Raw genomic sequence first — 26,337 nt, 5'->3', positions numbered from 1 at the left:
ACTACCCAGCCAACGGCTTGAAGTGCGCTCGAAGCAAGGGGCTGCCGAGGAACGTGGTCCAGGCGGTGGGGGTGAGGGTGAGGTGGGGGGTGGGGGCCTTGGAGTCGCGGATGTGGATGATGGTGGGGGCGGTGGCGACCTCGAGGCATTCGCCCTGGTCGCCGCTGTAGCTGCTCTTGAACCAGTGCAGTTCCGCGCTCATAGTCCCTGTGCCACCTCATCGATCAGCTTCGCGGACTCATCGGGGTTGAGAGCCTGTGCTCGCAGAATGCCATACCGTGCGAACAGCTCTGCCAGGTCCGGCTGTTCGCTGACGAAGTAGCCGCCGCTCGGGCCTTCGACGTAGGCGAACTGGCGGTGTTCCGGGGTCTCCAGCAGGATCATGGGCCCGTTGAGGCCGGCGTGCGACTGCCGGTCGTGCGGCATGACCTGGATCTCGACGTGACGCAGCCGTCCGATGGTGAGGACGTGCTCCAACTGCTCCTTGAGCGTGTCCGGACCACCCAACGGCCTGGTGAGCGTGCTCTCTTCCAGTACGTACCCGACGAGCGGCCGGGGCTTGCGATCGAAGAGTTGCTGGCGTTCCAGCCGGGCGGCGACCCGCCTGTCGATCTCGTCGTCGTCCAGCGCCGGGACGTGGCAGTCGTAGACGGCCCGGGCGTATGCCTCGGTCTGGAGCGAACCCGGGATGACGTGGTTCTGGTACACGTGCAGGGCCGCCGCTTTGCGTTCCTCCGCGAGGTAGTCCTCGGTCCAGGGCGGCAGCCCACCCTTGAACTCCTTTTCGGCCACTACCAGCAGTGCACCCTGTGCACCCACCACCCCGTCGGCGATCTCGACGAAACTCCCCCTCGGGTAGCGCTCGCCCCGCTCCACCATGGCCACCTGGGACTTGGAATAGCCGACGTGCTTGCCCAGCCCCTCCTGCGTCAGCCCGGCCCGCTCTCGGTAGAACCGCAGCAACGCGCCGAAGGTAGCCGACCCCCGTTCACCGGAGTACACAACCGCCTCCCCAAGTGCACAGCCCCGCACGGACCTTGCGATCCTCTGGTCACAGTATGTGACGACCCGCAACCCTTTGCTGTATGAACGAGAGAATCGACGCCCCCTGGATCCCGGCCTGGGTCCCCGCCTCCGGTCACGCCCTGCGGCACGCGGGCGTGCACTTCGACGCCGTACGCATCCGAGGTGACCAGGGCGAGCGCGTCGCAACGGAGTTGATGGTGCGCGCGGACTTCGACGCGGGCCCGGTCGTCCGCGAGGTGTCCGGCGACCGGAACCTGTACTTCCTGTTGCCACCGCAAACCGCGTCGGAGTTCCGCTGGCCGCCTGGGGTACGGGCGCTGACCCGCCGTCACGGCACGCTGGCCTACGTGGGCGTGCCCGCGCTGACCGGCATGACATGGCCGCTGTCGTGGCGCTCGGAGCCGTCGGAGAAAGCACCGTTCGTGGCGGGGGAGCTGCTGCGGGAGGTGGTGGACGGTGTCGTCAGTCGTGCGGGAAGTCGGCGGTGGCAAGGGTGAGTCCGACGGGCGTGTCCGTCAGGTCGACATCGTCGCCGAAGTCGACCTTTGTCTCGGTGGCGTAGTCGTCGCCCTTGGGGTTGGTGTAGATGTGGCAGCGGCGCTGGTAGGGGTCGGCGATCAGATAGACGGGGACCTCGGCCTGTGCGTAGGCGGCCTTCTTGGGACCGTAGTCGTTGACCGCGGTCCCCTTGGAGATCACTTCGGCGATGAATTCGACGTCCTGATGACGCCACACACCCTTGGCGTTCTTCTCGGCGCCCTCACGCATCTTTGCCACGTCCGGGGCGTAGCCGTTGAGCAGGCCGGGAAAATCGATACGGACGTCCGACAGCACGTTCACATCCATCCCGAAGGTGTCCTCAAGAGCACGGACGATCCGGCGGATGATCTGCCAGTGCACGTCCCGCTGCGGCACCATGCAAATAGTCCCCTCGACGATTTCGACCTTGTATCCCTCGGGGACGGGCATGTTCTCGAGCCGGTCAAACAACTCGTCGAGCGTGAACGCGCTGCCGCTCTCGGCCATCTCGATCCTGTCTTCGACGACGGTCATCGTGGCGCTCCTCCCGGGCTGCCCCACGAACAGATGCAGCCGCCGCGCAGTACAACGATACGCACGGTGACCGTGTCACGGGCGGTACGGGCCGCCCACCCCCCACGCCTGCCACATGGCCTCCGCGAACGCCCCCGCGATCTTCCGCTCCCCGCTCGCGCTCGGGTGCGTTCCGTCGTAGGTGTCGGTGTGGAGGTCGTAGCCGGCCGGGGGTGAGGCGAGGAGGAGGGGCGAGCCCGGGGCGTCCAGGTCGGCGACGGCCTTGCCCAGCAGCTCGTTGAAGCGGGCGACCTCCGCCGCGAACGGTGCGTCCGCCGTGGCGCGCACGTTGGGGATCACCGGCAGGAGCACCATCCGTATTCGCCGGTTGGCGGCCCGGGCACCTTCCACGAAGGCGGCCACGTTCTCGGCGGTCTGCTCGGCGTTCGTATAGAAGCCGAGGTCGATCAGGCCCAGGGCGACGAGCAGCACGTCGGCCCGGTGCTCGCGCACCGCGCCCTCGATCAGCGGAGCCATGTGCAGCCAGCCCTCGCCCCAGCCGGCCAGATGGGCACGGGGGAACTCCGGGTCGGCGTACGCGTACGACACGGGCGCGCCGGCCTGCTGGTCGTACAGCGTCTCGCGCGGGCCGACGAGCTCGAAGGGGCCGCCGTGCGTCGCGCGCAGGTGCTGCCACATGCGGTAACGCCAGGTGTGTTCACCGGCGCTTCCGATCGTCTGGGAGTCACCGACGGGCATGAACCTGAGCATCCGCTCATCATGGACGATCGGCTCCGGACCCACCCCTGCCGCGCGATGTGAAACCGGCCACGGAGCGGCCCGGGACCGGCCACGGATCACGCTCCGCGGAGCGGGATGGCAGGCTGGAGGGCATGCGCCGACCGTTCGCCCTGCTCGCCGGGGCCCTGCTCGTGGCCGCTCTCGCCGCGCCCGCCTCCGCCTCCGACGGCGACCAGGGGTTCACCCTCCAGGACCCGCGCATCACGGAGTCCAGTGGCCTCGCCGCCTCCCGGCTGCACCCCGGGATCTACTGGACGCACAACGACAGCGACGACGGACCGTACCTGTACGCCGTGGACGGCTCCACGGGCCGTACCGTCGCCCGGGTCACCCTCAAGGGCATCGGCTCGCCCCGTGATGTCGAGGCCATCTCCATCGGGCCCGGCAACGAGATCTACGTCGGCGACATCGGCGACAACTTCGGCGGCAAGTGGCCGTACGTGTGGATCTACCGGCTGCCCGAGCCGCGGGAGTTGAAGGACCAGACGGTCAAGGCGACGCAGTACGTCGTGAAGTACGAGGGCGGTCCGCGCGACGCCGAGTCGCTGGTCGTCCACCCGAAGACCGGCCGTGTCTACATCATCGACAAGCACGAGGACGGCGGGCACCTCTTCGAGGGCCCGGCGAAACTGTCCGCGTCCGGGAGCAATCTCTTCCGCCCCCTCGCGCCCGTCGACCTGTGGGCGACCGACGCCGCGTTCTCCCCGGACGGCGAACACCTCGTCGTACGCGGCTACTTCGGCGGGATCGCCTACGACTGGAACGGGGGGAAGATCGAGAAGACCGGTCGGCTGGACGTTCCCCTGCAACGGCAGGGCGAGGGCGTCACCTACTCGGCCGACGGCAAGAAGCTGCTCTACAGCAGTGAGGGCGCCGGGAGCGAGGTCGTCGCCCAGGACGCCCCGGGCGGTTCCGCCGGCTCCGGTGCGGGACACGGCCCTTCGGCGGCGGCCAAGGGCGGCGGGAGCGGGCGGAGCGTCACTCTGACGACCGGTGCCCTGGCCGTGGGTGCCGTCTGCCTGGCCCTGTTCGGGCTGCGGCGGCTGTTCCGGCGTGGTTAGGAGGGTGGGACGCGCGAGGGGCGCCCGGTGTGACACCGGGCGCCCCTCGTCGTGACGGAGTGATCAGAGCTGCTCGATCACGTAGTCGATGCACTTGGTGAGCGCCTCGATGTCCGCCGGGTCGATCGCCGGGAACATCGCGACGCGCAGCTGGTTGCGGCCGAGCTTGCGGTAGGGCTCGGTGTCGACGATGCCGTTGGCGCGCAGCACCTTGGCGACGGCCGCCGCGTCGACCTCGTCGGTGAAGTCGATCGTGCCGATGACCTGCGAGCGCTTGGCCGGGTCGGTGACGAACGGCGTCGCGAACTTCACGTCCTCCGCCCAGCCGTACAGGGTGCGCGCGGAGGTGGCCGTGCGGCGCACCGCCCAGTCCAGGCCGCCCTGGCCGTTGAACCACTCCAGCTGCTGGTTCAGCAGGAAGAGCGTGGCGAGCGCCGGGGTGTTGTACGTCTGGTTCTTGCGGGAGTTGTCGATCGCCGTCGGCAGGGAGAAGAACTCCGGGACGTGCCGGCCGGAGGCGTGGACACGCTCGGCGCGCTCGATCGCGGCGGGGGAGAAGACGCCGATCCACAGGCCGCCGTCGGAGGCGAAGGACTTCTGCGGGGCGAAGTAGTAGACGTCGGTCTCGGCGATGTCGACGGGCAGGCCGCCCGCGCCGGAGGTGGCGTCGACCAGGACGAGGGAGCCCTCGTCGGCGCCGGCGACACGCTGGATCGGCATGGCGACACCGGTCGAGGTCTCGTTGTGGGTGAACGCGTACACGTCCACCCCGGCCTCGGCCTGCGCCTCGGGGTGGGTGCCCGGGTCGGCGGAGATGACGGTCGGCTCGTCCAGCCACGGGGCCAGCTTGGCGGCCTTGGCGAACTTCGAGCTGAACTCGCCGAAGCTGAGGTGCTGCGACTTGTTCTCGATCAGACCGTGGGTCGCGATGTCCCAGAACGCGGTGGAGCCGCCGTTGCCCAGGATGACCTCATAGCCGTCGGGCAGCTGGAACAGCTCGGAGATGCCCTCACGCACCTTGCCGACCAGGTTCTTCACGGGCGCCTGGCGGTGGGAGGTGCCGAGGAGGGAGGCACCGGTGGCGGCGAGGGCGTCCAGCGCCTCGGTCCGCACCTTGGAGGGACCCGCGCCGAAACGTCCGTCGGCGGGCTTGATGTCAGCGGGAATCTGGATGTCGGCCACGAGTCGGAGGGTATCGGCTGGGTGAAACCGGACGGAAACGTGTCCGTCCGATGAGACAAGATCGCCAAGCCATGGACTTGTGAGGTTGTACGACTGGACGGGTGCCGCTGTGGAAAAGTCTCGGTGACTGTCAGTGAGCGGATGCATCCTGGACGCATGACGGATCCGGCAGGGCTTCAGATGCTGCGGGCACAGCTGCGGGCGGCCGTCCGGGGCGAGGTCGGCTTCGACGCGACCGCCCGGGCGCTCGTGACCATGGACGCCTCCAACTACCGGCGCGTCCCGCTCGGCGTCGTCGCGCCCCGGGACGCCGACGACGTGGCCGCCGTGCTGGAGATTTGCCGAGGCCACGGTGTGCCGGTGGTCGCCAGAGGCGGGGGCACGTCGATCGCGGGGCAGGCGACGGGCACCGGCGTGGTCCTCGACTTCACCCGTCACATGAACCGGCTGCTGGAGCTGGACGCGGACACGGGGACGGCCATCGTGCAGCCGGGACTCGTGCTGGACCGGCTCCAGGAAGCCGCCGCGCCGCACGGGCTGCGCTTCGGCCCCGACCCGTCCACCCACAGCCGCTGCACGCTCGGCGGCATGATCGGCAACAACTCCTGCGGCTCCCACTCGGTCGCCTGGGGCACCACCGCGGACAGTGTGCGCGAGCTGGACGTGGTCACCGCGCGCGGGCGGCGGCTGCGGCTCGGGCAGGGCTGGGCGGGCGCCCCGGACGGTCTGCGGGAGCTGGTGGACGGCGAGCTGGCGCGGCTGCGGACCGGCTTCCCGCAGCTGCCCCGCCGCATCTCCGGGTACGCGCTGGACGCGCTGCTGCCGGAGAAGGGCGCGGACGTGGCCCGCGCCTTCTGCGGCAGCGAGGGCACCTGGGGGGTGCTCACCGAGGCGGTCGTACGGCTGGTCGAGGCACCGCGTGCCCGGGCACTGGCCGTGCTGGGATACGCGGACGAGAGCGCCGCCGCCGAGGCCGCCGCCGGGCTGCTCCCGCACGGGCCGCTGACCGTCGAGGGCATGGCCGCCGACCTGGTGCGCTCCCCGGCGGGGCTGCCGCGGGGCGGGGCGTGGCTGTTCGTGGAGACGGGCGGCGGGTCGCCTCAGGAGGCCCGGGCGCGGGCGGAGGCGATCGTGCGGGCGGCGGACGTGCTCGACGCGCTGATCGTGACCGATCCGGCCGGGCAGCGGGCGCTGTGGCGCGTCAGGGAGGACGCGAGCGGCACGGCGACGCGGATGCCGGACGGCTCGGAGGCGTGGCCGGGCTGGGAGGACTGCGCGGTCCCGCCGGCCCGGCTGGGCGCCTATCTGAGGGACTTCCGCGCGCTGCTGTCGGCCCACGACCTGCGCGGCACGCCCTACGGGCACTTCGGGGACGGCTGCATCCATGTCCGCATCGACTTCGACCTGCTCACCGAGGCGGGCATCGGCCGCTTCCGCCGCTTCTCCGAGGAACTGGCCCACCTGGTGGTCGCGCACGGCGGCTCGCTGTCCGGGGAGCACGGCGACGGACAGGCCCGCGCGGAGCTGCTGCCGGTGATGTACGGCGCGCAGATGGTGACGGTGTTCGAGCGGGCCAAGGCGCTGTGGGACCCCGACGACCTGCTCAACCCCGGCATGCTGGTCCGCCCGGCCCCGCTGGATTCCGGCCTGCGCTTCTCGGTGCTGCCCCGCGAGCCGGTGGACGTGGCCTTCGGCTACCCGGCCGACGGAGGCGACTTCTCCGCGGCGGTCCGCCGCTGCGTCGGCGTCGCCAAGTGCCGTACGACGACGGCGTCCGGGCCGGCCGTGATGTGCCCCTCGTTCCGGGTCACGGGCGAGGAGGAGCACTCCACGCGGGGGCGGGCCCGGCTGCTGCACGAGATGCTCGCCGGTGAGGTGGTCACCGACGGCTGGCGCTCCGAGGAGGTGCGCGAGGCGCTGGATCTGTGCCTGTCCTGCAAGGGCTGCCGCACCGACTGCCCGGTGGGCGTCGACATGGCCACCTACAAGGCGGAGTTCCTGCACCACCACTACGCCGGCCGGCGCCGCCCCGCGTCGCACTACGCGATGGGGCGGCTGCCGCAGTGGCTGAGCCGGGTCGCGTCACTGCGCGCGGCGGGTGTGGTGAACGCGCTGGCGTCGGTGCGGCCGCTGGCCGGGCTGGGCAAGCGACTGGGCGGCATCGCGGCCGAGCGGGAGATACCGCGGGTGGCCCGGCAGACGTTCAGCCGGTGGTGGCGGGGGCGGCCGCGGCGCACCGGGGACGGCGACCTGGTCGTGCTGTGGCCGGACACCTTCACCGAGCACCTCGCGCCCTCCGTCGGCCGGGCGGCGGTGCGGGTGCTGGAGGCGGCCGGACTGCGGGTGGTGCTGCCGCCGACCCTGCGGATGCGCGGGCGGCCCGTGGGGGACGGGCACACGCGCTCGGCGGCCGCGCTGCTCACGGCCCGCCGGGGCCGGGTGTGCTGCGGGCTGACCTATGTCTCCACCGGCCAGCTGGACCGGGCGCGCGCGGTGCTGCGGCGGACGCTGGAGCTGATGGCGCCGGTGCTGGAGACGGACGCGCCGGTCGTGGTGCTGGAGCCGAGCTGTGCCGCAGCGCTGCGCGGCGACCTGCCCGAGCTGTTGCACGACGATCCCCGGGCGGCCCGGCTGGCCGGGCGGGTGGTGACGTTCGCGGAGGCTCTGGAGAGATACGCCCCCGACTGGGCGCCGCCGGTCCTGGACCGTCCGGTGACCGGCCAGACCCACTGCCACCAGCACGCGGTGCTGGGCGACGCGGCCGATCGCCGGCTGCGCGCGGCGGCGGGGCTGACGGGGGAGCTGAGCGGTGGCTGCTGCGGGCTCGCGGGGAACTTCGGGTTCGAGCGCGGCCACTACGAGGTGTCGGCGGCATGCGCCGAGGAGCAGCTGCTGCCCTCGGTGCGGCGGGCGCCGCAGGGCGCGGTGGTCCTGGCGGACGGGTACTCCTGCCGGACGCAGCTGGAGCAGCTGGGCGGGGTGCGGGGCCGGCACCTGGCGGAGGTGCTGGCGGCGGCGCTGGACAGGAATCCGTCCCTCCGGGACAGTGGCAAGAGGGCTTCACGCCCCTGACGGAGTCTATTACGATGGACTTGTCAGTCCATCGCAGTGAACACTGATGGAGCCCTCCGCCGCACAAGCACCTGGACCGCCCGTGACCCGCCCCGACACCGCTCCTCCCGCCTCGGTGACGTCCGCCGCGACCGCGACGACCCCCGAGGCCGCCCCCGCCGCCGCGGCGGCCGCCGCGCAGCCCCGCCGTATCGACTCGCTCGGCCCCGTCGGCCTGGTGCTCGCCGGGGGCATCTCGGTGCAGTTCGGCGGCGCCCTCGCGGTGACGCTGATGCCGCGGGCCGGCGCCCTCGGTGTGGTGTCGCTGCGGTTGCTGGTGGCGGCCGTGGTGCTGCTGCTGGTCTGCCGGCCCCGGCTGCGTGGCCACTCCCGCGCCGACTGGGGCACCGTGGTGGCCTTCGGTATCGCGATGGCCGGTATGAACGGCCTGTTCTACGAGGCCGTCGCGCGCATTCCGCTGGGCCCCGCGGTCACCCTGGAGGTGCTCGGCCCGCTCGCCCTGTCGGTGCTGACCTCCCGGCGCGCGCTCAACCTCGTCTGGGCCGGGCTGGCGCTCGGCGGCGTCTTCCTGCTCAGCGGCGGCGGGTTCGGTGACCTCGACCCCGTGGGCGTCGCGTTCGCGCTCGGGGCGGGCGCGATGTGGGCGACGTACATCACCTTCAGCGCGCGCACCGGGCGCCGCTTCCCGCAGGCCGACGGGCTGGCGCTGGCCATGGCCGTCGGCGCGGTCCTCTTCCTGCCGCTCGGCATCGCCGAGGCGGGCACGCGACTGCTCGACCCGGTGACCTTCGGCCTCGGCGCGGCGGTCGCGCTGCTCTCCTCCGTGCTGCCCTACACCCTCGAGCTGCTCGCGCTGCGCCGTCTGCCCGCCCCCACCTTCGCCATCCTGATGAGCCTGGAGCCCGCCATCGCCGCGACGGCCGGCTTCCTGATCCTCGGCCAGGCCCTCTCCCCGATCGAGGCCGTCGCCATCGCGCTCGTCATCGCGGCGAGCATGGGCGCGGTGCGGACCCAGGTCGGCCGGAGGAAGACCGCCCGGAACGCCTAGGCCCTTGGCGGATGTGAGCCGGTCAGCCGGCCGGCTTCTCCCACACCGACACGTGCTGCCGGCTCTCGCTGGTGAACGGTGACCGGTCCCAGCCGTCCCAGCGGGCGCGCGGCCGCAGCCCCGCGAGCCGGGCCATCAGGTCCAGTTCCGCCGGCCACACGTACCGGAACGGCAGCGAGAAGTACGAGCTGGTGCCGTCCTCGCGCACCGTCACATGGTGCGAACTCAGCGACTGCGTCGCCACGTCGTACAGGTCGAAGCCCAGCCGCGAGCCGTCCACCCGGAACGGCACCGCGGTCTGCCCCGGCGGAAGCCGGCGCAGGTCGGGCACCACGACCTCCACGACGAAGCAGCCGCCCGGCTCCAGATGGGCGGCGGCGTTGAGGAAGCAGTCCACCTGGGCGTCCTGCGTGGTGAGGTTGTTGATCGTGTTGAAGACCAGGTAGGCGAGCGAGAAGGTGCCCTCCACCCGCGTGGTGGCGAAGTCCCCGATGGTCACGCCGATCGCGTCGCCGCCCGGCTTGGCCCGCAGCCGGTCCACCATCGCCCGGGACAGATCGATGCCGTGCACCTCGACCCCGCGGCGGGCCAGGGGCAGGGCGATCCGCCCGGTGCCGATGCCCAGCTCCAGTGCCCGGCCGCCGCCGGCCAGCTCCGCCAGCACCTCGACGGCGGGCTCCACCCGTGCCGGGTCGAACATCTCCGCGGACGACTCGTCGTAGGTGGCCGCGACGGATTCTCCGAAGTAACCGTCCGCGTCGATTCCGTGTTCGTCCTTGTTCTCGTCTGTGTCTCTGTCTCCGTCTGAGTGATTCATCGGGACCGACGGTAGGGGCCAGGGGCGGGTGAACGCGCGCGGATTTCCCCGGGGACGGCGACTTCCGGCCGCTGACCGATCGGTCGCAAAAAATCATGCAAGCGTGCTTGATTGTTTCCTGGGCCGCTGCCATGCTCGCCCCATGTCAGATCCGACGCCCGTGATCGACGACCTGCGGGACGAGAGCGACGAACTCGACGCCCTGGTGGCGCGGTTGAGCCCCGAGCAGTGGGCCCTGCCCACCCCGGCGCCCGGCTGGACCGTCGCCCACCAGATCGCCCACCTCGCCTGGACCGACCGCTCGGCCCTGCGCGCCGTCACGGACGAGGCCGGCTTCCGCGCCCTGGTGGAGCAGGCCCTGACCGCGCCGGACACCTTCGTCGACGCCGGTGCCGAAGAAGGCGCCGCCCTCCCGCCGGACGCGCTCCTCCAGCGCTGGCGCGAAGGCCGTACCGCGCTCGACAAGGCGTTGCGCGCCGCCCCGCCCGGAGCGCGGTTCCCCTGGTACGGCCCGCCCATGGCCGCCGCCTCCATGGCGTCCGCGCGTCTGATGGAGACCTGGGCGCACGGCCAGGACGTCGCCGACGCGCTCGGCGTGCGGCGCCGGCCCACCGACCGGCTCCGGCACGTGGCCCGGCTCGGCGTGCGCACCCGGGACTTCGCCTTCGGCGTCCGGGGGCTGCCCGCACCCGTCGGCGAGTTCCGCGTCGAACTGCGCGCCCCTTCCGGCGACCTGTGGACCTACGGCCCCGAGGACGCCCCGCAGCGCGTCACCGGCCCCGCCCTCGACTTCTGCCTGCTGGTCACCCAGCGGGCCCACCGCGCCGACCTCGCCCTGCGTGCCGAAGGACCCGACGCCGACGCCTGGCTCGACATCGCCCAGGCCTTCGCAGGACCGCCCGGCCCCGGCCGCCCGGCGACGGGGGAGGCGCGGTGAGCGGGGGGCGCGCCCCGTCAGAAGGGGTCGCGGCGATGAGCGGCGTGCTGCGCATCGGCAACGCCTCCGGCTTCTACGGCGACCGCTTCGACGCCATGCGCGAGATGCTGACCGGCGGCGACCTCGACGTCCTCACCGGCGACTACCTCGCCGAGCTGACCATGCTGATCCTCGGCCGCGACCGGCTGAAGGACCCCGCCGCCGGCTACGCCCGCACCTTCCTGCGCCAGCTGGAGGAGTGCCTGGGCCTCGCCCACGAGCGGGACGTGAAGATCGTCGCCAACGCGGGCGGCCTGAACCCGGCCGGGCTCGCCGACGCCGTCCGCGCGCTCGCCGGCCGGCTCGGGATCCCGGTGCGCGTGGCGCACGTCGAGGGCGACGACCGCACCGCGCACCACCCCGGCAGCCTCGCCGCGCACGCCTACCTCGGCGGCCACGGCATCACCGCCTGCCTGCGCGCGGGCGCCGACGTCGTGATCACCGGGCGGGTGACGGACGCGGCGCTCGTCACCGGTCCGGCGGCGGCCCGCTTCGGGTGGCAGCCGCACGAGTACGACCGGCTCGCGGGCGCGGTCGTCGCCGGCCACGTCCTGGAGTGCGGGGCGCAGGCCACCGGCGGCAACTACGCCTTCTTCCGCGACGGCGGCCGCGAGCTGCGCCGCCCCGGCTTCCCGCTCGCCGAGATCCACGCCGACGGCAGCAGCGTCATCACCAAGCACCCCGGCACCGGCGGCTTCGTCGACGTCGGCACGGTCACCGCGCAACTGCTGTACGAGACGGCGGGCGCCCGGTACGCCGGACCCGACGTCACGGCCCGGCTGGACACCGTACGACTGCACCAGGACGGGCCCGACCGGGTGCGGATCGAGGGGGTGCGCGGCGAGGCGCCGCCGCCCACGCTCAAGGTCGGCGTCAACCGGCTCGGCGGCTTCCGCAACGAGGTCGTCTTCGTGCTGACCGGCCTGGACATCGAGGCCAAGGCGGCCCTGGTGCGCGAACAGCTCTCCGAAGCGCTGGCCAAGGCACCGCCCGACGAGGTCCGCTGGGAACTCGTCCGCACCGACCGGACGGACGCGGACACCGAGGAGGGTGCGAGCGCCCTGCTGCGGCTCGTCGTCCGCGACACCGACCAGCGGGTCGTGGGGCGGGCGCTGAGCGGGGCGGCGGTGGAGCTGGCGCTGGCCTCCTACCCCGGCTTCCATGTGCTCGCGCCACCGGGAAAGGGCTCCCCGTACGGGGTCTTCGAGGCCGCGTACGTGCCGCAGGACGCCGTCGAGCACAGGGCGGTGCTGGACGACGGGCGGCGCGTGCCCGTGCCCGGGCCGGGGGAGACGGCGGCGTCGACGCCGGTCGCGGAACCGGACCTTCCCGACCCCTTGCCGGCGGGGCCTGTGCGGCGCGCGCCGCTGGGGCTCGTCGCCGGGGCGCGCAGCGGCGACAAGGGCGGGGACGCGAACGTCGGGGTGTGGGTGCGCTCGGAGGCGGCCTGGCGATGGCTGGCGCACGAACTGACCGCCGACCGGTTCCGGCAGCTGATCCCCGAGAGCGCTGACCTGCCCGTCACCCGGCACGTCCTGCCCCGTCTGCGCGCCCTGAACTTCGTCGTCGAGGGCCTGCTCGGCGCCGGTGTCGCCGCCCAGCACCGCTTCGACCCGCAGGCCAAGGCCCTCGGCGAATGGCTGCGCTCCCGCCACCTCGACATCCCGGAGGCCCTGCTGTGACCGTCCTGCCGTCCGCCCTGGATGTCCGGAGCCCCGACTACCGGGCCAACCGCGAGGCCCTGCTCGCCAAGCTCGCCGCACTGGACGCCGAGCACGCCAAGGCACTCGCGGGCGGCGGCGAGAAGTACGTCGCACGGCACCGCGGGCGCGGCAAACTGCTCGCCCGCGAGCGCATCGAGCTGCTGCTCGACGCGGACACGCCCTTCCTGGAGCTGTCCCCGCTGGCTGCCTGGGGCAGCGACTACACCGTCGGCGCGTCCCTGGTGACCGGGATCGGCGTGGTCGAGGGCGTGGAGTGCCTGATCACCGCCAACGACCCGACGGTGCGCGGCGGCGCCTCCAACCCCTGGTCGCTGAAGAAGGCCCTGCGCGCCAACGACATCGCCCTCGCCAACCGGCTGCCCTGCATCAGCCTGGTCGAGTCCGGCGGCGCCGACCTGCCCTCGCAGAAGGAGATCTTCATTCCGGGCGGCGCGATCTTCCGCGACCTCACCCGGCTGTCGGCGGCCGGCATCCCGACGATCGCCGTCGTCTTCGGCAACTCCACGGCCGGCGGCGCCTACATCCCCGGCATGTCCGACCACGTGATCATGGTCAAGGAGCGCGCGAAGGTGTTCCTCGGCGGGCCGCCGCTGGTGAAGATGGCGACCGGCGAGGAGAGCGACGACGAGTCGCTGGGCGGCGCGGAGATGCACGCGCGCGTGTCGGGCCTCGCCGACTACTTCGCCGTCGACGAACCCGACGCCCTGCGGCAGGCACGGCGCGTGGTGGCCCGCCTCAACCACCGCAAAGCACACCCGGACCCGGGACCGGCCGAGCCGCCGAAGTACGACACCGAGGAACTGCTGGGCATCGTCCCCGGCGACCTGAAGACCCCGTTCGACCCGCGCGAGGTCATCGCCCGGATCGTGGACGGCTCCGACTTCGACGAGTTCAAGCCGCTGTACGGGACCAGCCTGGTCACCGGCTGGGCGGCCCTGCACGGCTATCCCGTCGGCGTCCTGGCCAACGCCCAGGGCGTCCTGTTCAGCGCCGAGTCGCAGAAGGCCGCCCAGTTCATCCAGCTCGCCAACCAGCGCGACATCCCCCTGCTGTTCCTGCACAACACCACCGGCTACATGGTCGGCAAGGAGTACGAGCAGGGCGGCATCATCAAGCACGGCGCGATGATGATCAACGCGGTGTCCAACTCGAAGGTGCCGCACCTGTCGGTCCTGATGGGCGCCTCCTACGGCGCCGGGCACTACGGCATGTGCGGGCGCGCCTACGACCCCCGCTTCCTGTTCGCCTGGCCGAGCGCCAAGTCCGCCGTCATGGGACCCCAGCAGCTCGCGGGCGTCCTGTCGATCGTCGCCCGCCAGTCCGCCGCCGCCAAGGGACAGCCGTACGACGAGGAGGCGGACGCCGGACTGCGCGCCCTGGTGGAGCAGCAGATCGAGTCCGAGTCGCTGCCGATGTTCCTGTCCGGGCGGCTCTACGACGACGGCGTCATCGACCCGCGCGACACCCGCACCGTCCTCGGCCTGTGCCTGTCCGCCCTGCACACCGCGCCCTTCGAGGGCGCGCGCGGCGGCTTCGGCGTCTTCCGGATGTGAGGAACATGATCCAGACCCTGCTCGTCGCCAACCGGGGCGAGATCGCCTGCCGGATCTTCTCCACCTGCCGCCGGCTCGGCATCCGGACCGTCGCCGTCCATTCCGACGCCGACGAGAACGCCCTCCACGCGCGCGTGGCGGACACGGCGGTACGGCTGCCGGGCGCGGCGCCCGCCGAGACGTATCTGCGCGGCGACCTGATCGTGAAGGCCGCGCTCGCCGCCGGCGCGGACGCCGTGCACCCCGGCTACGGCTTCCTGTCGGAGAACGCCGACTTCGCCCGTGCCGTCCTCGACGCCGGCCTCACCTGGATCGGGCCCCCACCGGACGCCATCGAGGCGATGGCGTCCAAGACGCGCGCCAAGCGGCTCATGGGCATCGAGCCGCTCGGCGAGGTCACCGAGGCCGACCTGCCGGTGCTGGTGAAGGCCGCCGCGGGCGGCGGCGGACGCGGCATGCGGATCGTGCGCCGCCCGGAGGAGCTCGAGGGCGCGCTGGAGGGCGCGCGTGCCGAGGCGGCGAGCGCGTTCGGGGACGGCGAGGTCTTCGTCGAGCCCTACCTGGAGAACGGCCGCCACGTCGAGGTGCAGATCCTCGCCGACACCCACGGCACGGTGTGGCCGCTCGGCACCCGGGACTGCTCCCTCCAGCGCCGCCACCAGAAGGTGATCGAGGAAGCGCCCGCCCCGGGCCTCCCCCCGGCGCTCACCGAGGAGCTGTACACACTGGCCGTACGCGCCGCGCGCGCCGTCTCCTACACCGGCGCCGGCACCGTCGAGTTCCTCGTCGCCGACGGCCGCGCGCACTTCCTGGAGATGAACACCCGCCTCCAGGTCGAACACCCCGTCACCGAGGAGGTCTTCGGGCTCGACCTGGTCGCCGAGCAGCTCCGCGTGGCGGAGGGCCACGCCCTCGCCGGGGAGCCCCCACGCGCGCGTGGCCACGCGGTCGAGGCCCGCCTCTACGCCGAGGACCCCGCCCGCGACTGGGCCCCGCAGACCGGCACCCTGTACCGCCTCGCCGTCCCCGACGGCGTCCGGCTGGACACCGGCTTCACCGACGGCGACGAGATCGGCGTCCACTACGACCCGATGATCGCCAAGGTCGTCGCGCACGCCCCCACGCGCGCGGAGGCGGTCCGCGCCCTCGCCGGCGCGCTGGAACGCACCCTGGTGCACGGCCCGGCCACCAACCGCGACCTGCTCGTGCGCTCGCTGCGCCACGAGGAGTTCACGTCCGCCCGCATGGACACCGGCTTCTACGACCACCACCTCACCGAGCTGACCGCGCCGGCCCACGACCCGCTCGCCCCGCTGGCCGCCGCCCTCGCCGACGCCCACGGCCGTTCCCGCTTCGGCGGCTGGCGCAACCTGCCCTCCCAGCCCCAGGTCAAGCGGTACGCCCTCGCGGGTCAGGAGCACGAGGTCCGCTACCGGCACACCCGCGGCGGGCCGGCCGCCGAGGCGGACGGGGTGCGGGTGGTGCGCGTGGAACCCACCCGGGTCGTGCTGGAGGCGGACGGCGTTCGGCGCACCTTCGAGGTCGCCCGCCACGGCGACCAGGTCTGGGTCGACGGCACCGCCCTCACCGCCCTGCCCCGCTTCCCCGACCCGACCGCCCAGCACGCCCCCGGCTCCCTGCTCGCACCGATGCCGGGAACGGTCGTCAAGATCGCCGAGGGTCTCGTCACCGGATCGAGTGTCCAGGCGGGCGAACCGATCCTCTGGCTCGAAGCGATGAAGATGCAACACCGCATTTCCGCCCCGGCCACGGGCACCTTGACGGCCCTCCCCGTGACGGAAGGACAACAAGTGGAGGTGGGCACGCTCCTGGCCGTCGTCGAGGAAGGCGCCCCGTAAAGAGGCGCGGGGAACTGCGCGAGCAACCACACACCACCCGCACCCCGGAGGACAACAGTGACCACCCTCATCGAACCCGAAGAGCACAAGGCCCTCCGCGAGGCAGTCGCGGCCTTCGCCACAAGCCACAAAGACCCCGCCACGGTGTGGCAGGACGCCGCCGAGCTCGGCTACATCGGCGTCAACCTGCCCGAGGCCTACGGCGGAGGCGGCGGCGGCATCGCCGAACTCTCCCTCGTCCTCGAAGAACTCGGCGCCGCGGGAAACCCCCTGCTGATGATGATCGTCTCCCCGGCGATCTGCGGCACCGTCATCGCCCGCTTCGGCACCGACGCCCAGAAGCAGCAGTGGCTGCCCGCGCTGGCGGACGGCTCCCGCCTGATGGCCTTCGGCATCACCGAGCCCGACGCCGGCTCCAACAGCCACCGCATCACCACCACCGCCCGCCGCGACGGCGACAGCGGCGACTGGCTGCTGACCGGCCGCAAGGTGTTCGTCTCCGGCGTGGACATCGCCGACGCCACCCTCATCGTCGGCCGCACCGAGGACGCCCGCACGGGCCGCCTCAAGCCCTGCCTGTTCATCGTCCCGCGCGACGCCCCCGGCTTCTCCCGCCGCCGGATCGACATGGAACTGAACGCCGCGGAGAAGCAGTTCGAGCTGGTCCTGGACGAGGTGCGACTGCCCGCCGACGCCCTCGTCGGCGACGAGGACGCCGGACTGCTGCAGCTGTTCGCCGGACTGAACCCGGAGCGGATCATGACGGCCGCGTTCGCGATCGGCATGGGCCGCCACGCCCTCGCCAAGGCCGTCGAGTACGCCCGCGAACGCACCGTGTGGAACACCCCCATCGGCGCCCACCAGGCCATCGCCCACCCGCTCGCCCAGGCCCACATCGACCTCGAACTGGCCCGGCTGATGATGCAGAAGGCCGCCCGCCTCTACGACGCGGGGGACGACGTGGGGGCCGGCGAGGCCGCCAACATGGCGAAGTACGCGGCCGGGGAAGCCTGCGTGAAGGCCGTCGACCAGGCCGTGCACACCCTCGGCGGCAACGGCCTCACCCGTGAGTTCGGCCTCGCGAGGCTGATAACGGCGGCGCGTGTGGCTCGTATTGCCCCCGTGAGCCGGGAGATGATTCTGAACTACGTCTCCCACCAGACCCTGGGCCTGCCCAAGTCGTACTAGGCGACCGCACTGGAGGAACCGTGTTCCGCAGCGAGTACGCAGACGTCCAGCCCGTAGACCTTCCCATCCACGAGGCCGTGCTCGGCCGGGCCGCCGAGTTCGCGGACACCCCCGCACTCGTCGACGGCACCGACGGCACCACCCTCACCTACGAGCAGGTGGACCGCTTCCACCGCCGCATCGCCGCCGCGCTCGCCGAGGCCGGGGTGCGCAAGGGCGACGTCCTCGCCCTGCACAGCCCCAACACCGTGTTCTTCCCCATCGCCTTCTACGCCGCCACCCGCGCCGGCGCCTCCGTCACCACGGCACACCCGCTCTCCACCGCCGAGGAGTTCGCCAAACAGCTCGCCGACTGCGCCGCCCGCTGGATCATCACCGTCTCCCCCCTGCTCGGCATCGCCCAGCGCGCCGCCGAACTCGCCGGCGGGATCGCGGAGATCTTCCTGTGCGACCAGGTGTCCGGCCACCGCTCCCTCATCGACATGCTCGCCTCCGCCGCCCCCGAGCCGTCCGTCGCGATCGACCCGGCCGAGGACGTCGCCGCGCTGCCCTACTCCTCCGGCACCACCGGCGTCCCCAAGGGCGTGATGCTCACCCACCGGCAGATCGCCACCAACCTCGCCCAGCTGGAGCCCGCCATCACCACGGGCCCCGGCGAACGCATCCTCGCGGTCCTGCCGTTCTTCCACATCTACGGGCTCACCGCGCTGATGAACGCACCCCTGCGCAAAGGCGCCACCGTCGTCGTCCTGCCCCGCTTCGACCTGGAGACGTTCCTCGCCACCCTCCAGAACCACCGCATCACCGGCCTGTACGTGGCCCCGCCGATCGTGCTCGCCCTCGCCAAGCACCCGCTCGTCGCCCAGTACGACCTGTCGTCGCTGAAGTACCTCATCAGCGCCGCCGCCCCCCTCGACGCGGCCCTCGCCGCCGCCTGCTCCCAGCGCCTCGGACTGCCCCCCGTCGGCCAGGCCTACGGCATGACCGAACTGTCCCCCGGCACCCACGTCGTCCCCCTGGACGCCATGGAGGACGCCCCCGCCGGCACCGTCGGCAAACTCATCGCCGGCACCGAGATGCGCATCGTCTCCCTCGACGACCCCGGCAAGGACCTGACCACCGGCGAATCCGGCGAGATCCTCATCCGCGGCCCCCAGGTCATGAAGGGCTACCTCGGCCGCCCCGACGCCACCGCCGCCATGATCGACCCCGACGGCTGGCTGCACACCGGCGACGTCGGCCACGTCGACGAGGACGGCTGGCTGTTCGTCGTCGACCGGGTCAAGGAACTCATCAAGTACAAGGGCTTCCAGGTCGCCCCCGCCGAACTCGAAGCCCTGCTCCTCACCCACCCCGGCATCGCCGACGCCGCCGTCGTCGGCGACCACGACACCGACGGCAACGAGATCCCGCACGCGCACGTGGTCCGCCAGCCCACCGCCGCCGGCCTCACCGACGGCGAGGTCATGATGTACGTCGCCGAACGCGTCGCCCCCTACAAACGCATCCGCAAGGTCACCTTCATCGACACCGTGCCCCGCGCCGCCTCCGGCAAGATCCTGCGGCGCCGGCTCAGGGAGCGCCCATGACCGCCACCGTAGGCCGCACCCGCACCCGGGGCATCGAGACCCTCAGCCTCGACTCCCCGGACACCCGCAACGCCCTGTCCGCTGCCCTCGTCACCGCCCTCGCCGACGCCCTCACCGACTGCGCCGAGGACCCCGACGTCCGCGCCGTCGTCCTCACCCACACCGGGTCCACCTTCTGCGCCGGCGCCGACCTGCGCGACCCGCCCCACCCCGACGCCCTCGTCGGCCTGCTGCGCCAGATCCTCGACCTGCGCAAACCCGTCGTCGCCCGCGTCACGGGACACGTCCGCGCCGGCGGCCTCGGACTCCTCGCCGCCTGCGACCTCGCGGCCGCCACCACCACCTCCACCTTCGCCTTCACCGAGGTCCGCATCGGCGTGGCCCCCGCGGTGATCTCCCTCTCGGTGATCCCCCGCGCCGACCCCCGCGCCCTGGCCCGCTACTACCTCACCGGCGAACGCTTCGACGCCCCCGAAGCCGTACGCGTCGGCCTGCTCACCACCGCCGCCGACGACGTCGACGACGCCCTCGCCCCCATCCTCGACGGTCTGCGCCGCTCCTCACCCCAGGGCCTGGCCGAGACGAAACAGCTGCTCACCACTAGGGTGCTTCAGACATTCGACCGGGACGCGGCCGACCTGACCGCACTCTCGGCCCGGCTGTTCTCCTCCGCCCAGGCCCAGGAGGGGATGACGGCCTTCCTCCAGAGACGGGACGCAGCATGGGTGGTGTGACCACATGAGCACGACGGCGGACGACGACCGCCTGCCCAGGGAGCGCGACCGCGCGCCCAAACAGGACCGCAGCCGGGCCACCCGGCAGCGGCTCCTCGAAGCCGCCGTGGCCTGCCTCGCCGAACACGGCTGGGCGGGCTCCACGGTCTCCGTCGTCGCCGAACGCGCCGGCGTCTCCCGCGGCGCCGCCCAGCACCACTTCCCGACCCGCGAGGACCTGTTCACCGCGGCCGTCGAATACGTCGCCGAGGAACGCTCCCTCGCCCTGCGCGCCCTGTTCCCCCAAGGCGCCGCCGCGGACGACCGCCAGGCCGTCGTCCGCGCCCTCGTCGACCTCTACACCGGCCCCCTCTTCCGCGCCGCCCTCCAGCTGTGGGTCGCCGCGTCCAACGAGGACCAGCTGCGCGGACGCGTCACCGAACTCGAGGCCCGCGTCGGCCGCGAAACCCACCGCATAGCGGTCGACCTGCTCGGCGCCGACGAATCCCGCCCCGGCGTCCGCGAAACCGTCCAGGGCCTCCTCGACATGGCCCGCGGCCTCGGCCTCGCCAATCTCCTCACCGACGACACCCCCCGCCGCGACCGCGTCGTGACCCAGTGGGCCGCCCTGCTGGAGACGGCACTGCGCTGAGACGCGACCGGCACCGCCCCCTCCGGCTCACGGACTGAGCCGCTCCACCCGCCAGCTTCCGTCCGGCTCCGCGACGTAGCGCAGGCGGTCGTGCAACCGGTTCTCGCGGCCCTGCCAGAACTCCACCGTCTGCGGCGCCACCCGGAAACCGCCCCAGTGCGGCGGCACCGGCACCTGCTCACCCTCCGGATAGCGCGCCTGGAGCTGCGCGTACGACGCGTCCAGCTCCGCCCGCGAGACGATCACCGAGGACTGCGCGCTCGCCCACGCCCCGAGCTGCGAGCCGTGCGGCCGGGTACGGAAGTACGCCGCCGTCTCCTCCTTCCCGGTGCGCCGGGCGACGCCCTGCACGATCACCTGCCGGGCCATCGGATGCCACGGGAAGAGCAACGACACATACGGGTTCTCGGCCAGCTCACGTGCCTTGCGCGAGTCGTAGTTCGTGTAGAAGACGAAACCCTCCTCGTCGAACCCCTTCAGCAGCACCGTGCGGGAACTGGGCCGCCCCTCGGCGTCCGCCGTGGACACGACCATCGCGTTCGGCTCGAACAGATGCGCCCGCTCCGCGGCCTGCCGGAACCAGCGCGCGAACTGATCCACCGGCGTGGCGGCCAGGTCGCCCTCGGCCAGGCCCTCGGCGCGGTACTGCTTGCGCATGGCGGAGGGATCGGGGGAGGGACCGAGGAAGGCGGCGTCGTGGTCGTTCACGCGAGCATCTTGCCGTATCGACCGCCCGGCCGTACGGCGAAAAAAACCAGACCATGGCACTGAGTGCCGCGAGATCTCCCCAAAGGTGGCACTCGGGGATAGGCTGACCCGCAACCCGGTTGGGTGACCGTCGACCCCACGGGGCATCACCAGGGTGACCATCGACCACCACCACGAGGAGCCGCCTGATGTCCGACTTCGTACCCGGTCTCGAAGGAATCGTCGCATTCGAGACGGAGATCGCCGAACCGGACAAGGAAGGCGGCGCACTCCGCTACCGCGGCGTCGACATCGAGGAACTCGTCGGCCACGTCTCCTTCGGCAACGTCTGGGGACTCCTCGTCGACGGAGCCTTCAACCCCGGCCTGCCGCCCGCCGAGCCCTTCCCCATCCCCGTCCACTCCGGCGACATCCGCGTCGACGTCCAGTCCGCCCTCGCCATGCTCGCCCCCGTCTGGGGCCTCAAACCCCTCCTCGACATCGACGCCGACCAGGCCCGCGACGACCTCGCCCGCGCCGCCGTCATGGCCCTGTCCTACGTCGCCCAGTCCGCCCGCGGCCAGGGCCTGCCCATGGTCCCCCAGCGCGAGATCGACAAGGCACAGTCCGTCGTCGAACGCTTCATGATCCGCTGGCGCGGCGAGCCCGACCCCAAGCACGTCAAGGCCGTCGACGCCTACTGGACCTCCGCCGCCGAGCACGGCATGAACGCCTCCACGTTCACCGCCCGCGTCATCGCCTCCACCGGCGCCGACGTGGCCGCCGCCCTCTCCGGCGCCGTCGGCGCCATGTCCGGACCCCTCCACGGCGGCGCCCCCTCCCGCGTCCTCGGCATGATCGAAGAGATCGAACGCACCGGCGACGCCGTCGGCTACGTCAAGAAGGCCCTCGACCGCGGCGAACGCCTCATGGGCTTCGGCCACCGCGTCTACCGCGCCGAGGACCCCCGCGCCCGCGTCCTGCGCCGCACCGCCCGCGAACTGGGCGCGCCCCGCTTCGAGATCGCCGAAGCCCTGGAGAAGGCCGCCCTCGAAGAGCTCCACAACCGCCGCCCCGACCGCGTCCTCGCGACCAACGTCGAGTTCTGGGCCGCCATCATGCTGGACTTCGCCGAGGTCCCGGCGCACATGTTCACCTCCATGTTCACCTGCGCCCGCACCGCCGGCTGGTCCGCGCACATCCTCGAGCAGAAGCGCACCGGCCGCCTGGTACGCCCCTCCGCCCGCTACGTCGGCCCCGGCCCGCGCAGCCCCCAGCAGATCGAGGGCTACGAGGACATCAACAGCGTCCAGCGCTGACCCACAGCCGGCCACGCCGTCCCCGGTGCCCGGCGGGCCGGCATCACGCGGGGCTCAGCAGCCCCGCGTGATGCCGCTCGGCCACCAGCGGATGTGCCCGCAGCTTGCCCTTCAGCTCATTGAAGCCGTACTCCGCGAACAGCGGATTGTCCGGATCGACCGACACCCCCGGCGCCACAACCGCGTGCGGGAACGGCAACGGCTCCACCCGCGCGTCCAGCCGCGGGTTGTAGAAGAACGGCACCGAGAACCGCTCGGTCGCCCCGGGCGGCGACACCACCCGGTGGTTCGTCGCGAGCAGATACCCGTTCGTCGCCACCTCCAGCAGCTCACCCAGGTTCACCACGAACGCCCCCTCGATCGGCGGCACGTCACGGAAGACCCCGTCCTCCCGCTGCACCTGCAACCCGCCCACCTGGTCCTGCAGCAGCAACGTCAAAAAGCCGTAGTCCTTGTGCGCGCCCACTCCCTGACCCGCACCGTCCCCCGCACTGCCCGGATAGCGCACCAGCTTCAGATGCGGATGAGCGTGCTCCCCGAAGACCGGGTCGTAGAACCCGCCCGGAGCACCGATCGAGACGAGCAGCTCACGCAGCAACCGCTCCGCGACCCCACTGAGCCGATCGATCCACGCCAGCGCCGCCTCCCGCAGCTCCGGCAACCCCGCCGGCCACTGATTGGGCCCCTGCAGCCACCAGTACGGCGGCTCACCCGGCCCCGGCACCCGCGCCGGCCGCTCCGCCCCGATGTCCAGCTGATCCCGCCAGTCCTGCCGCCCACCGGTCAGCTCGTCCCCGGTCCGCGTGTAGCCGCGGAAGTGCGGCGAGTTCACGTTGTCGATGGCCAGCCGCTCGGCCTCCGGCAGCGCGAAGAACCGCCGCATGGCCCCCACCAGCCGATCCGTCTCGCCTTGCGTCACGCCATGCCCCACCAGCTGGAAGAACCCCACATCGTGGGCGGCACTGTGCAGCTGCGCGTGCAGCAGCGCCCGCGCCTGGGGCCCGCGGTCGGCGGCGGAGAGATCGATGATCGGCAGTTGCTGGTACGTCATGGGACACGTCCGTGGGTGTACGGAGCCCGCGCGAACCGCTGAGGGTGGGCGAAGACGCACGGGTGCCTGGGCGAAGCGAGGAAACGAGAAACGCGGGAAGCGTCGGAAAAGCGGCTGGACGACTCAGAGGGAGCGTCGACAGCCCATGCTCGTGACGCGGACGTAGTCCACGTGGCGGCGCCGAACGAGCGAAAGCATGCGCCCAGCGTACTGCGCTCCTCGACCCCCACGGCAAAGCCGCCGTAAAACGCAGACGACCCGCGAGTCTGGTTCCTCCAAGGAGGAGCCGGCCGGACGTACCGGCGACTCGCGGGTCGGGTGACTGCTCGGGATTGGGCCGGCTGCACGCGTCTGTCACGCACTGGCCAGGCACCGCACTGAATGTGGTGACGGGCCGCTAGCCCGCAGCCACCTCTTCCGTCCGGTATGTGTACATCTGCCGAACCACCTCCCTTCCGAAGTGATTGCAAGCCTAGGAACCGCATCCCCCGGGATCAACCGCTTTTTTTCACGTCTTCCTTCCGGCCCGTCCCGTCCCCGGCGTGCCGGCGCCGGCGGCCGGCGTGCCCGCCCGGTCGCCGTATTGACACCGCACTGGTCCAGACCGCACCGTGATCCGCGGTAGGGCCGTGGATGCGAAGGAGCCGCGCGGATGAGCGACAAACTGGCCGGGCAGTTCTTCGACGCCGCGATCGGGCTGTTGCAGCGTGTCCGGGACGAGGAGGCGGAGGGGATCCGGGCGGCCGGCGTGCTGCTGGCGGACACCGTGGCCGCCGGGGGGAACCTGTTCGCGTTCGGTGCGGGGCATTCCTCGCTGGCCGCGCAGGACGTCGTCTACCGGGCCGGTGGGCTGGCGCTGATGAATCTGCTGGCGGTGCCCGGTGTGGTCGGCGTCGACGTGATGCCGGCGACGCTCGGTTCGGCGCTGGAGCGGGTGGACGGTCTGGCGAGCGCGGTGCTGGACAGCTCACCGGTCCGGGCGGGCGACGCGCTGGTGATCATCTCGCTCTCCGGGCGCAACGCGCTGCCCGTGGAGATGGCGATGAACGCCCGCGCGCTCGGGGTGAAGGTCATCGGGGTGACGTCGGTGGCGTATGCGACGCAGACCAGGTCACGGCATGTGTCGGGGACGTATCTGAAGGACCACTGCGACATCGTGCTGGACTCGAAGATCGCGGTCGGGGACGCGGAGTTGTCCATGGAGACGATCCCGGCGCCGTTCGCCCCCGCCTCCACGGTCGTCACCAGTGCCCTGCTGCAGGCCGTGATGGCGACGGCGGCGGGTGCGCTCGCCGACCGCGGTGTCGAGCCGCCGCTGCTGCGCTCGGGCAACGTCGACGGCGGGCACGAGTGGAACGGGCGGATCTTCGAGGACTACCGGGACCGGATCTTCTACCGGCGCTGAGCGGCTCCGCCGTCCTTCGTTGCCTCCGCGAGGTCCAGGGCCATCGCGATGTGCGCGGCGACGTCCTCGGCGTAGGCGATGTCGAAGCGTTCGAAGGCGGTGCGGCCGCTGCCGCGCAGGAACGTCACCACGCCGAGCGTGCGGCCCCGGCTGCGCAGGACGGTGCACAGCGCGTGGACGGTGTCCGCCGGCCACTGCCGTTCCTGCGCCCACGCGGCCGCTCTGCCGGCTGCCACGGCGCCGGCGGCGGCCCGCACCGACCCGGCGCGTTCCACGCTCTGCAGCGCCGGGTGGCCTTCGCCGTAACGCACGGGCAGGCCGGCCGGTGTGTCGAGCCGGCTGGGGCCGGGCGCGCCGGAGGGCGTGGCGGCGACGCGGACGAGCCGGACGGGTGTTTCGGTCTCGGCGTCGGCGACGGGGCCGCCGGCGAGGCGGTCGATGAGGGCGTGGTCGGCGAAGCCGGCGAGGGCGAAGTCGAGGTGGACGGTGGCGGCCTCGGCGGGGTCCTCGCACTCGGCGGCGGCGCGGGCGGCGCGGTGCAGCTGGTTGGTGCGGAAGCGCAGCAGCGACGCTTCCTGTTCGGTCTGCTTGGCCTCGGTGACGTCCTGGAAGAGCCAGCCGACGCCGAGCGGCACGGGTTCTTCGGCGAGGGGGCTGGCGAGCCGGACGAAGCCGCTGCGCCAGCAGCGTCGCCGGTCGCCCTCGGGGGTGCGGACGGCGACCCAGATCTCGGCGGGGGCGGGCGGGGCGCCTTCGGCGAGGACGTGGGTGAGGGCGCTTTCGAGTTCTTCGACGCCTTGGGAGAGCAGGTCGCCGAGGGGCCGCCCGAGGGCGGAGGTGCGGCCGGTGCCGAGGGCGCGCGCGGCATGCGCGTTGACGACGGCGGGCCGCAGGTCGGCGTCGACGAGGACGACACCCCAGGAGGCGTCCTCGAACAGGGCCTCGCTGAGCGCGATGGAGCGCTCCAGGTCGATCTGGGTGTGCACCTCGCTGAAGGCGCAGTACACGCCGGCGGGTTTGCCGTCGGGGCCGCGCACGGCCGCGGACTGGGTGCGGACGAGGACGCGCCCGCCGTCCTTGGTCAGCAGCGCGAACTCGTGCACCTGCCGTCCGGGGGCGTTCATCGCCGACAGCAGGCGGGTCTCGACCTCTTCCGCGTCGGCGCTGCGCACCGCCCAGCCGGCGAAGCCCTGCCGGCCGACGGCTTCGGCGGCGCTCCAGCCGAGGATGCGTTCGGCCTCGCGGTTCCAGTGCGTGACGACGCCGTGCGCGTCGAAGGCGCACAGGGCGGCGTCCATGCCGTCGAGCAGCGCGGCGAGCAGATCCGCGCCGTCGCGCTCGGGCGGCTCGGGCTCGCCGGGGCCGAGTTCGTCGGTGGCCCCACTACGCCGGGAAGCACTCACCTGGACCCCCTGCTGCAGGCTGCGTCCGCACGTGCCGAGCGAAGGTTCGCTCAGTGCAATCATTCAACTTGAACGTGACGCAGCACACACCGGGTTCCCACAAGATTGAAGGAATCGTTGTACGCCGGAAAACCCGTGGCGAACGGCTGCCGAGCGCAGTCCGCGGCGGCCGACGGGCG

Annotated in this window: 23 protein-coding genes; 14 read left to right on the top strand and 9 right to left on the bottom strand. The window is 72.4% G+C overall.

All coding sequences use genetic code 11. From position 1 onward, the window contains the following. Position 1 precedes the first annotated feature (1 nt). Both AB0E88_RS18350 and AB0E88_RS18345 read right to left on the bottom strand, forming a co-directional pair. On the bottom strand, positions 2 to 202 hold the full coding sequence (locus AB0E88_RS18350; protein ID WP_361631448.1) for a DUF397 domain-containing protein: 201 nt from the start codon (positions 200 to 202) through the stop codon (positions 2 to 4). After that, on the bottom strand, positions 199 to 1,002 hold the full coding sequence (locus AB0E88_RS18345; RefSeq protein ID WP_361631446.1) for a helix-turn-helix transcriptional regulator: 804 nt from the start codon (positions 1,000 to 1,002) through the stop codon (positions 199 to 201). Before AB0E88_RS18345 ends, AB0E88_RS18350 begins: the two co-directional genes overlap by 4 nt. Before the next feature lie 83 nt (positions 1,003 to 1,085). Here AB0E88_RS18345 and AB0E88_RS18340 point away from each other — a divergent pair, with 83 nt between their 5' ends. Beyond that, positions 1,086 to 1,523, top strand: a complete 438-nt coding sequence (locus tag AB0E88_RS18340; protein ID WP_361631444.1) for a hypothetical protein — start codon at positions 1,086 to 1,088, stop codon at positions 1,521 to 1,523. Here AB0E88_RS18340 and AB0E88_RS18335 read toward each other — a convergent pair. Both AB0E88_RS18335 and AB0E88_RS18330 read right to left on the bottom strand, forming a co-directional pair. Beyond that, the gene (locus AB0E88_RS18335; protein ID WP_361631442.1) at positions 1,489 to 2,079 is read right to left on the bottom strand and encodes a Uma2 family endonuclease; all 591 of its coding nucleotides are present in this window, start codon (positions 2,077 to 2,079) and stop codon (positions 1,489 to 1,491) included. The genes AB0E88_RS18340 and AB0E88_RS18335 overlap by 35 nt on opposite strands. Before the next feature lie 75 nt (positions 2,080 to 2,154). After that, entirely contained in the window at positions 2,155 to 2,829 is a 675-nt protein-coding gene (locus tag AB0E88_RS18330) for an SGNH/GDSL hydrolase family protein (protein WP_361631440.1), read from the bottom strand. 122 nt (positions 2,830 to 2,951) lie between these two features. On the opposite strand from AB0E88_RS18330, the gene AB0E88_RS18325 reads away from it, so the two are divergent. Continuing rightward, positions 2,952 to 3,920, top strand: a complete 969-nt coding sequence (locus AB0E88_RS18325; protein WP_361631438.1) for a WD40 repeat domain-containing protein — start codon at positions 2,952 to 2,954, stop codon at positions 3,918 to 3,920. A 63-nt stretch (positions 3,921 to 3,983) separates the two neighbouring features. On the opposite strand, the gene serC is transcribed toward AB0E88_RS18325, so the two are convergent. After that, a complete protein-coding gene (gene serC, locus AB0E88_RS18320; RefSeq protein ID WP_361631436.1) occupies positions 3,984 to 5,102 on the bottom strand; it encodes a phosphoserine transaminase in 1,119 nt (372 codons plus the stop codon). A gap of 156 nt (positions 5,103 to 5,258) precedes the next feature. On the opposite strand from serC, the gene AB0E88_RS18315 reads away from it, so the two are divergent. Both AB0E88_RS18315 and AB0E88_RS18310 read left to right on the top strand, forming a co-directional pair. Next, positions 5,259 to 8,174 carry an FAD-binding and (Fe-S)-binding domain-containing protein gene (locus AB0E88_RS18315; protein ID WP_361631434.1) on the top strand — a complete coding sequence of 972 codons (2,916 nt, stop codon included), beginning with the start codon at positions 5,259 to 5,261 and terminating at the stop codon, positions 8,172 to 8,174. Positions 8,175 to 8,256: 82 nt separating this feature from the next. Beyond that, positions 8,257 to 9,222, top strand: coding sequence for an EamA family transporter (locus AB0E88_RS18310; RefSeq protein WP_361631432.1), 966 nt, complete (start codon positions 8,257 to 8,259; stop codon positions 9,220 to 9,222). A gap of 22 nt (positions 9,223 to 9,244) precedes the next feature. On the opposite strand, the gene AB0E88_RS18305 is transcribed toward AB0E88_RS18310, so the two are convergent. Beyond that, on the bottom strand, positions 9,245 to 10,039 hold the full coding sequence (locus AB0E88_RS18305) for a class I SAM-dependent methyltransferase (RefSeq protein WP_361631430.1): 795 nt from the start codon (positions 10,037 to 10,039) through the stop codon (positions 9,245 to 9,247). Between the two features lie 142 nt (positions 10,040 to 10,181). Between AB0E88_RS18305 and AB0E88_RS18300 the strand changes: the two genes are divergently transcribed. From AB0E88_RS18300 to AB0E88_RS18265, 8 genes are read left to right on the top strand one after another with little or no spacing between them, the layout of a single operon-like run. After that, entirely contained in the window at positions 10,182 to 10,976 is a 795-nt protein-coding gene (locus tag AB0E88_RS18300) for a TIGR03084 family metal-binding protein (RefSeq protein ID WP_361631428.1), read from the top strand. A 35-nt stretch (positions 10,977 to 11,011) separates the two neighbouring features. Then, a complete protein-coding gene (locus tag AB0E88_RS18295) occupies positions 11,012 to 12,697 on the top strand; it encodes an acyclic terpene utilization AtuA family protein (RefSeq protein ID WP_361631426.1) in 1,686 nt (561 codons plus the stop codon). Next, positions 12,694 to 14,292, top strand: a complete 1,599-nt coding sequence (locus tag AB0E88_RS18290; RefSeq protein WP_361631424.1) for a carboxyl transferase domain-containing protein — start codon at positions 12,694 to 12,696, stop codon at positions 14,290 to 14,292. Before AB0E88_RS18295 ends, AB0E88_RS18290 begins: the two co-directional genes overlap by 4 nt. A gap of 5 nt (positions 14,293 to 14,297) precedes the next feature. Further along, entirely contained in the window at positions 14,298 to 16,151 is a 1,854-nt protein-coding gene (locus AB0E88_RS18285; RefSeq protein ID WP_361631422.1) for a biotin carboxylase N-terminal domain-containing protein, read from the top strand. Positions 16,152 to 16,208: 57 nt separating this feature from the next. Further along, the gene (locus tag AB0E88_RS18280; protein WP_361631420.1) at positions 16,209 to 17,339 is read left to right on the top strand and encodes an acyl-CoA dehydrogenase; all 1,131 of its coding nucleotides are present in this window, start codon (positions 16,209 to 16,211) and stop codon (positions 17,337 to 17,339) included. Positions 17,340 to 17,359: 20 nt separating this feature from the next. After that, positions 17,360 to 18,928: a 4-coumarate--CoA ligase family protein gene (locus AB0E88_RS18275; RefSeq protein WP_361631418.1), complete on the top strand. Its 1,569-nt coding sequence runs from the start codon at positions 17,360 to 17,362 to the stop codon at positions 18,926 to 18,928. After that, the gene (locus tag AB0E88_RS18270) at positions 18,925 to 19,662 is read left to right on the top strand and encodes an enoyl-CoA hydratase family protein (protein ID WP_361631416.1); all 738 of its coding nucleotides are present in this window, start codon (positions 18,925 to 18,927) and stop codon (positions 19,660 to 19,662) included. The genes AB0E88_RS18275 and AB0E88_RS18270 overlap by 4 nt, the downstream gene beginning before the upstream one ends. Before the next feature lie 4 nt (positions 19,663 to 19,666). After that, positions 19,667 to 20,293 (top strand): TetR/AcrR family transcriptional regulator, encoded by a 627-nt coding sequence (locus AB0E88_RS18265; RefSeq protein WP_361631414.1) that lies wholly within the window; start codon positions 19,667 to 19,669, stop codon positions 20,291 to 20,293. 27 nt (positions 20,294 to 20,320) lie between these two features. Here the strand turns inward: AB0E88_RS18265 and pdxH are convergent, their stop codons facing one another. Then, positions 20,321 to 20,950 carry a pyridoxamine 5'-phosphate oxidase gene (gene pdxH, locus AB0E88_RS18260; RefSeq protein WP_361631646.1) on the bottom strand — a complete coding sequence of 210 codons (630 nt, stop codon included), beginning with the start codon at positions 20,948 to 20,950 and terminating at the stop codon, positions 20,321 to 20,323. Between the two features lie 239 nt (positions 20,951 to 21,189). Here pdxH and AB0E88_RS18255 point away from each other — a divergent pair, with 239 nt between their 5' ends. Then, positions 21,190 to 22,299, top strand: coding sequence for a citrate synthase 2 (locus AB0E88_RS18255; protein ID WP_361631412.1), 1,110 nt, complete (start codon positions 21,190 to 21,192; stop codon positions 22,297 to 22,299). A 43-nt stretch (positions 22,300 to 22,342) separates the two neighbouring features. Here the strand turns inward: AB0E88_RS18255 and AB0E88_RS18250 are convergent, their stop codons facing one another. Next, complete coding sequence (locus AB0E88_RS18250; RefSeq protein WP_361631410.1) at positions 22,343 to 23,350, bottom strand: 2-oxoglutarate and iron-dependent oxygenase domain-containing protein; 1,008 nt, start codon at positions 23,348 to 23,350, stop codon at positions 22,343 to 22,345. Positions 23,351 to 24,002: 652 nt separating this feature from the next. Between AB0E88_RS18250 and AB0E88_RS18245 the strand changes: the two genes are divergently transcribed. Next, positions 24,003 to 24,755 carry an SIS domain-containing protein gene (locus AB0E88_RS18245; RefSeq protein ID WP_361631408.1) on the top strand — a complete coding sequence of 251 codons (753 nt, stop codon included), beginning with the start codon at positions 24,003 to 24,005 and terminating at the stop codon, positions 24,753 to 24,755. Here AB0E88_RS18245 and AB0E88_RS18240 read toward each other — a convergent pair. Then, positions 24,743 to 26,158 (bottom strand): PAS domain-containing protein, encoded by a 1,416-nt coding sequence (locus AB0E88_RS18240; protein WP_361631406.1) that lies wholly within the window; start codon positions 26,156 to 26,158, stop codon positions 24,743 to 24,745. The genes AB0E88_RS18245 and AB0E88_RS18240 overlap by 13 nt on opposite strands. Positions 26,159 to 26,337 lie beyond the last annotated feature (179 nt).

This window comes from Streptomyces sp. NPDC028635, from assembly GCF_040637635.1.
Classification (GTDB): domain Bacteria; phylum Actinomycetota; class Actinomycetes; order Streptomycetales; family Streptomycetaceae; genus Streptomyces.
The sequence above is the reverse complement of the archived record's forward strand: the minus strand, read 5'-3'. Positions and strand labels throughout refer to the sequence as shown.

Coding starts and splice junctions, on each gene's coding strand:
- pdxH (WP_361631646.1), bottom strand. CDS start 20,950: ATGCGCAAGCAGTACCGCGCCGAGGGCCTGGCCGAGGGCGACCTGGCC.
- AB0E88_RS18330 (WP_361631440.1), bottom strand. CDS start 2,829: ATGCTCAGGTTCATGCCCGTCGGTGACTCCCAGACGATCGGAAGCGCC.
- AB0E88_RS18270 (WP_361631416.1), top strand. CDS start 18,925: ATGACCGCCACCGTAGGCCGCACCCGCACCCGGGGCATCGAGACCCTC.
- AB0E88_RS18315 (WP_361631434.1), top strand. CDS start 5,259: ATGACGGATCCGGCAGGGCTTCAGATGCTGCGGGCACAGCTGCGGGCG.
- AB0E88_RS18295 (WP_361631426.1), top strand. CDS start 11,012: ATGAGCGGCGTGCTGCGCATCGGCAACGCCTCCGGCTTCTACGGCGAC.
- AB0E88_RS18250 (WP_361631410.1), bottom strand. CDS start 23,350: ATGACGTACCAGCAACTGCCGATCATCGATCTCTCCGCCGCCGACCGC.
- AB0E88_RS18265 (WP_361631414.1), top strand. CDS start 19,667: ATGAGCACGACGGCGGACGACGACCGCCTGCCCAGGGAGCGCGACCGC.
- AB0E88_RS18285 (WP_361631422.1), top strand. CDS start 14,298: ATGATCCAGACCCTGCTCGTCGCCAACCGGGGCGAGATCGCCTGCCGG.
- AB0E88_RS18335 (WP_361631442.1), bottom strand. CDS start 2,079: ATGACCGTCGTCGAAGACAGGATCGAGATGGCCGAGAGCGGCAGCGCG.
- AB0E88_RS18350 (WP_361631448.1), bottom strand. CDS start 202: ATGAGCGCGGAACTGCACTGGTTCAAGAGCAGCTACAGCGGCGACCAG.
- AB0E88_RS18255 (WP_361631412.1), top strand. CDS start 21,190: ATGTCCGACTTCGTACCCGGTCTCGAAGGAATCGTCGCATTCGAGACG.
- AB0E88_RS18340 (WP_361631444.1), top strand. CDS start 1,086: ATGAACGAGAGAATCGACGCCCCCTGGATCCCGGCCTGGGTCCCCGCC.
- AB0E88_RS18325 (WP_361631438.1), top strand. CDS start 2,952: ATGCGCCGACCGTTCGCCCTGCTCGCCGGGGCCCTGCTCGTGGCCGCT.
- AB0E88_RS18300 (WP_361631428.1), top strand. CDS start 10,182: ATGTCAGATCCGACGCCCGTGATCGACGACCTGCGGGACGAGAGCGAC.
- AB0E88_RS18245 (WP_361631408.1), top strand. CDS start 24,003: ATGAGCGACAAACTGGCCGGGCAGTTCTTCGACGCCGCGATCGGGCTG.
- AB0E88_RS18305 (WP_361631430.1), bottom strand. CDS start 10,039: ATGAATCACTCAGACGGAGACAGAGACACAGACGAGAACAAGGACGAA.